Annotated in this window: 4 protein-coding genes; 3 read left to right on the top strand and 1 reads right to left on the bottom strand. The window is 47.3% G+C overall.

Annotated elements, in window-relative coordinates:
• The 3 genes from VE954_RS14415 to VE954_RS14405 all read left to right on the top strand — a co-directional run.
• Nucleotides 1–216: transposase (locus tag VE954_RS14415; protein WP_324953897.1), on the top strand; the 216-nt coding region annotated here is incomplete at its 5' end.
• Complete coding sequence (locus tag VE954_RS14410) at nucleotides 174–1,082, top strand: IS3 family transposase (RefSeq protein ID WP_324953899.1); 909 nt, start codon at nucleotides 174–176, stop codon at nucleotides 1,080–1,082. The genes VE954_RS14415 and VE954_RS14410, both read left to right, overlap by 43 nt.
• Nucleotides 1,083–2,011: 929 nt before the next feature.
• Nucleotides 2,012–3,250 (top strand): hypothetical protein, encoded by a 1,239-nt coding sequence (locus VE954_RS14405; RefSeq protein WP_324953895.1) that lies wholly within the window; start codon nucleotides 2,012–2,014, stop codon nucleotides 3,248–3,250.
• Nucleotides 3,251–4,553: 1,303 nt separating this feature from the next.
• On the opposite strand, the gene VE954_RS14400 is transcribed toward VE954_RS14405, so the two are convergent.
• The coding region (locus tag VE954_RS14400; protein WP_324953893.1) for a DDE-type integrase/transposase/recombinase at nucleotides 4,554–4,754 on the bottom strand (201 nt) is incomplete at its 5' end.

The following is a 4,754-nucleotide window of genomic DNA, read 5'->3' as shown; positions in this document are numbered from 1 at the left end:
TCTGATGTGGCAAAGGATCTTGGGATAAGCCAACCAGCTCTGGGGTCCTGGATCAAGGACTACCAGCGCAGTGGACAGGACGCGTTCCCTGGCAAGGGCAATATGTCCAGCCAGGAGGATAAGATCAAGCAGCTTGAGCAGCAGGTGAAGCGGCTTACAATGGAACGCGAGATATTAAAAAAGGCAATGGCATACTTTGTGGAGATCCCGAAGTAAAGTATGCCTTCATCCGCGACCATCGGGAGCGTTTCCCTATCTCAGTCATGTGCGATATTTTAGGGGTGTCGCGCAGCGGATTTCACGATTGGATGAAGCGCGTGCCGTCACCCAGAGCCATTGAGCGCAGCAAGATTCAGGCTGCTATTCGACGCATATTTGAAGGCAGCCGCAGGAACTACGGAAGTCCCAGAATCCATAAGGAACTTGTTAAACAGGGATTTAATTGCAGTGAAACGCGGGTGGAAAGACTGATGAGGGAAATGGGAATTCGCGCAAAAACAAAGCGAAAATTCAGGGTTACGACAGACTCAAACCATAAGCTGCCGGTCAGTCCCAACGTCATAAACCGGGATTTCAAGCCATCGGGACCGGACAGACTTTGGCTAAGCGACATCACGTATATTGCGACCGACGAGGGCTGGCTCTATCTGGCTACCGTAATGGATGCCTATTCCAGGAAGATTGTTGGCTGGAGCATCGAGGCACGGATGACTCAGAATCTCGTCCTGGAAGCCCTGGAAATGGCCGTGAAGCAACGAAGACCTGGGCCGGGCCTCATCCATCATTCAGACCGTGGAAGCCAATACGCGGCCAAAGCCTATCAACGGAGGCTATGGCGCTACAGGATGATACCGAGTATGAGCCGCAAAGGAAATTGCTGGGACAACAGTCCCATGGAGAGCTTCTTCCATACGCTAAAGACTGAGCATGTTTACTTTGAAGTGTTCAGGATACGGAAAGAGGCTAAATCAAGCATTTTTGAGTATATCGAGGTCTACTACAACCGGCAGCGGAGTCACTCTTCGCTTGGCTTTGTGAGTCCGCAGTGCTATGAGCAGCAACTGTTTATAAAATGTGGTTAACTCGCTGTCCGTTTTTTCAAGGGAACTTCACCCTGTGCAGACTGTATGAAGCTGGGCGGGAATTTTCCGCGTGGTCATAAAAAAACCCACAGGATGTGCAAGTCTTCAGTCATGTGCTGGAGCACTGTCGACGTAAATGGTTTAGGTGCTGACATGACTTTGGATTTTTAACCGAATTCTGGGATGAAATCCGGCCAATTTATCAATGAGGAGTGGGACATTTACGGGTTTCGTCAGATATTCAGTGAATCCTGCCCTGAGATACTTTTCATCGTTGCCAGCCATCGCCGTGGCGGTTCTGTTGCGTTTGTTTTCCAATAAAATGTAACCTGAAGAAATCATTGAGTATGCAATTATGGCTCTATTAGTGATTTTAGCTGGTTGCGTGATCGGAAAACACAAACGCAACAGAGCCAAAATTTGAGCCAGGAAAATAAAAGATTCATACACGGGAGGGCGTCTCTCACGGCAGTCCTGCGGCCATAAAATGAACTTTTCGCCAAAAAGCGGAGAAGGTTCAACTCTGGTCAGCCTTCCTGCATGAATTTTAAGACTATCGCAATCGAGTGAAGCAGATCTCCCGAACAAGGTTGGAATTTCAGCAGACCCCTGACTATCAAGGCTTTCACGAAAGCCGTAATTCTGAAATTTCCCAACAACTTAAACTAACCGCTTATTTTATAGTCATTCTTTCCGGGGACCCTGGAATGTTTGGCTTTTTAAGCCTGTTGGAAAGCGCTAAAAGTTGCGCTGTCAAATCATCCATGTTTATTTGACATCATAAAGCTTGCGGCTACTCAATTTGTATGCAATATCTTGGGGGACCTACTGCATCGGGAACGGGCCAAGCGCAGGAGTGGCAAGCCATCATCCGGAACCTCGAGCAGGGCTGTTAACCCTTGCTCCAGCTATAAAGGGAAGGAAACAGTATGGAACAACGCAGGAAGGGGCTTCACTACGCGGCGGGTTTGGTATTGATGATTTCTGGGATCCAAGCCTCGGCCGAGGTTTTGGGAGGCAACGTCGCCATAGCTAGCCAAATAGACGCACTTCCCATCGTTTTGAGGCCACTTAGTAGAGCAGCCGGACAACTCAAAAGGTGTTGGCGCACACCGAATCCTGCAGGAGCCAACGGCCAGAGTGAAATTGATGAATGTGAAGCCAATGCTGGAGCTAAGTGGACTTTAGCCTTCCAAGCTGAAAAGAACGGTTATGCCGGGCAAACATGCGCTGGAGCGGAAAGTCAATCCCTCCAGTTATACCCTTTCGGCAAAAGCGGACCGGCTATTTATACATGGGACGGACCTGCAAACCAACATTCCCTTGTTCTTAAACAGGATTATGAATTATTTCAGCACCCCTGTGGCGGTGATATCTTTAATTGGAATGTCTTGATGAGGCACATTGATTTAGAAGGAGGAGCTTTGCCATCGCCAGCACAAGTCACGCAAATAGTTGATTTCAGATGGAAAGAATGGATTAGAGAGAATTCCGAGCGCCGTGTCATCGCTGCTTTTCAAGGTTTTTGGAATAACCAATCTCACTTGATCGAAATTAATCTTTACTCGCCCGGTTGGAGTGACGCTGTTCCTCAAAACGATGATATTTTGGTTGCTACGAGTTGGCCTACTGGCCTGGCGACCTATATCGTCTTAAATAGTACGGCTGTCAGCGGGAATTTAATAGTGGATTCCCTGCAGCAGGTCGAGATCAACTGGCTACCAGTTCTAGAAAATCTTGTGGCTCGTGGGCTGCTTCCAAGACCTGCAGGGGGTTGGCCAAACAGTGTCACTCAGGCGCTCGCCTTTGGCTTCGAATACCACAACAAAGCCCCGCAACAATCGGGTGTTGGGGATATGGAAATTTTTAAGTTTGAAATTAGTTCCACAGGCAGCTCTGCTTCTATCCCTGAGCAGAATGATTTTGATTCATGGCGTTACGTCGCTTCCAACCCTGATTTGATCTCTGCGATCGGTATTGACATTAGTCGAAGTAGGAAACACTACTATGAGCACGGGTTTTGGGAAGGGCGGGCGCGGACTTCGTTTGATTGTTTGGCCTATGAAATTCGAAATTCTGATTTGAAACCTATGTTTCATTCAGATTGCACTAAGCTGACAAAGCATTGGATTGAATATGGCTATCAGCAAGGACGTTCGACTCGCTAGCGCCGATTCATTGCTTCACGTTTCTCGCAAACTGAAATAGTAAGCCAATCACTCTTTGGGCGATCCCGATGACTTGATTTTTCACTTCTCAGCGGGCGTTTCAAGGGAAACTTTCTCTTTATATTGGAATGCATGGATGTGCAGATGCCAGACAGGGCGATTTTTCCACAATTTATCGAAGAGCATTCGAAACTATTTGGCCAAGGCACATTGAAGTCACTGGCTACAGACAAAGGATATTACAGCCGAAAGAACCAGAACTTGCAAGCAAGGCCAACATTGCCGAAATCGGCATTCAAACTCCGGTCGATATCAAGGTGAAACCCAAAAGCGTGCAGGCATCATTGCAAGAAAAGCTCAAGGACCGCCGGTCTGGAATCGAGCCTCTGATCGGACATGCGAAGCATGGCGGGCAGCTGGGAAAAAGCAGAATGAAGTCCGATTCGGCGACAAAGGCTGCGGCGTACGGGTCTATCCTGGGCCTGAATTTGAGGCAAATGACTCGACATCAGGCAGGAAAGATGAAGGACAAGGCAGCATAAAATTGAACGGTGGCAGAAAAATTGAGATGGCGCGAAAACTGAATGAGGAAAAAATCAAGGCCATGCTGCGATAGTAGACATCAAGGCGTCAAAAATCAGCATTTTATTTGGTTCTGTTGCGTTTGTTTTCCAATAAAATGTAACCTGAGGAAACCATTGAGTATGTAATTATGGCTATTAGTGATTTTAGCTGGTTGCATGATCGGAAAACACAAACGCAACAGAACCTATTTTTTAAGGGTGCATTTGTTGAGTGCGGGATTTACCCCGTCCGTCATTCGGCGGACAGGGCTTAACATGAGGTTAAATGAACACGTCTATATGACTTATAGGTCATATAGTGGATGAATGGCCAGTACAGACTGCTTCTGGCTTCGCTTATTCTGATCTGCAAGTGGAAGAGAACGAACCATGGTGATCTTGGCTGACAACTGAGTCATCGATATAGTTGTCTTTTGGGCTAATAGCAAAGCCTCTAGCATCTCAAATTGGCTATAAAAAAATGAGTTATTTGACATGGTTGCTGATTTTTTAAGGTTAGTTTTGTGGATGGAATTATGCATCATATATGCATAGCTTCAAACCCATACAAGACAGGGATTTCTGTTCCTTTTGTTCCTGTGGATAAGCTCGCTGCATAAATGTGAGACGGCGATGCAAATATGGCATGATTTAGCAGACTTGCCTGCGTTACTAGGGCTCTGTCGCAAAACTTTCAAAGGGTGAAGTATGGTTTCGAGGGCATCACCCCCCGGACGCAGTTATCCTGCGAGGGCGTAAAATTGCTCGAATGGGGTGGAGCCCGGGATATTGAGCTGGCCTTTTTTGATCATGGCCATCATCTCAATGCCGGCAATTGTTTTCGCGGCCGACATGAAAGTCTTGAAGCCGAGCATGGACCTTGTCCTTTGCCGGACCCGCCTGTGGTCCTGCTCGACGATATTATTAAGATACTTCACCTG

It is taken from the genome of Oligoflexus sp., assembly GCF_035638955.1.
Lineage (GTDB): Bacteria > Bdellovibrionota_B > Oligoflexia > Oligoflexales > Oligoflexaceae > Oligoflexus.
This window is presented reverse-complemented; position numbering and strand designations above follow the sequence as displayed.

Coding starts and splice junctions, on each gene's coding strand:
- VE954_RS14405 (WP_324953895.1), top strand. CDS start 2,012: ATGGAACAACGCAGGAAGGGGCTTCACTACGCGGCGGGTTTGGTATTG.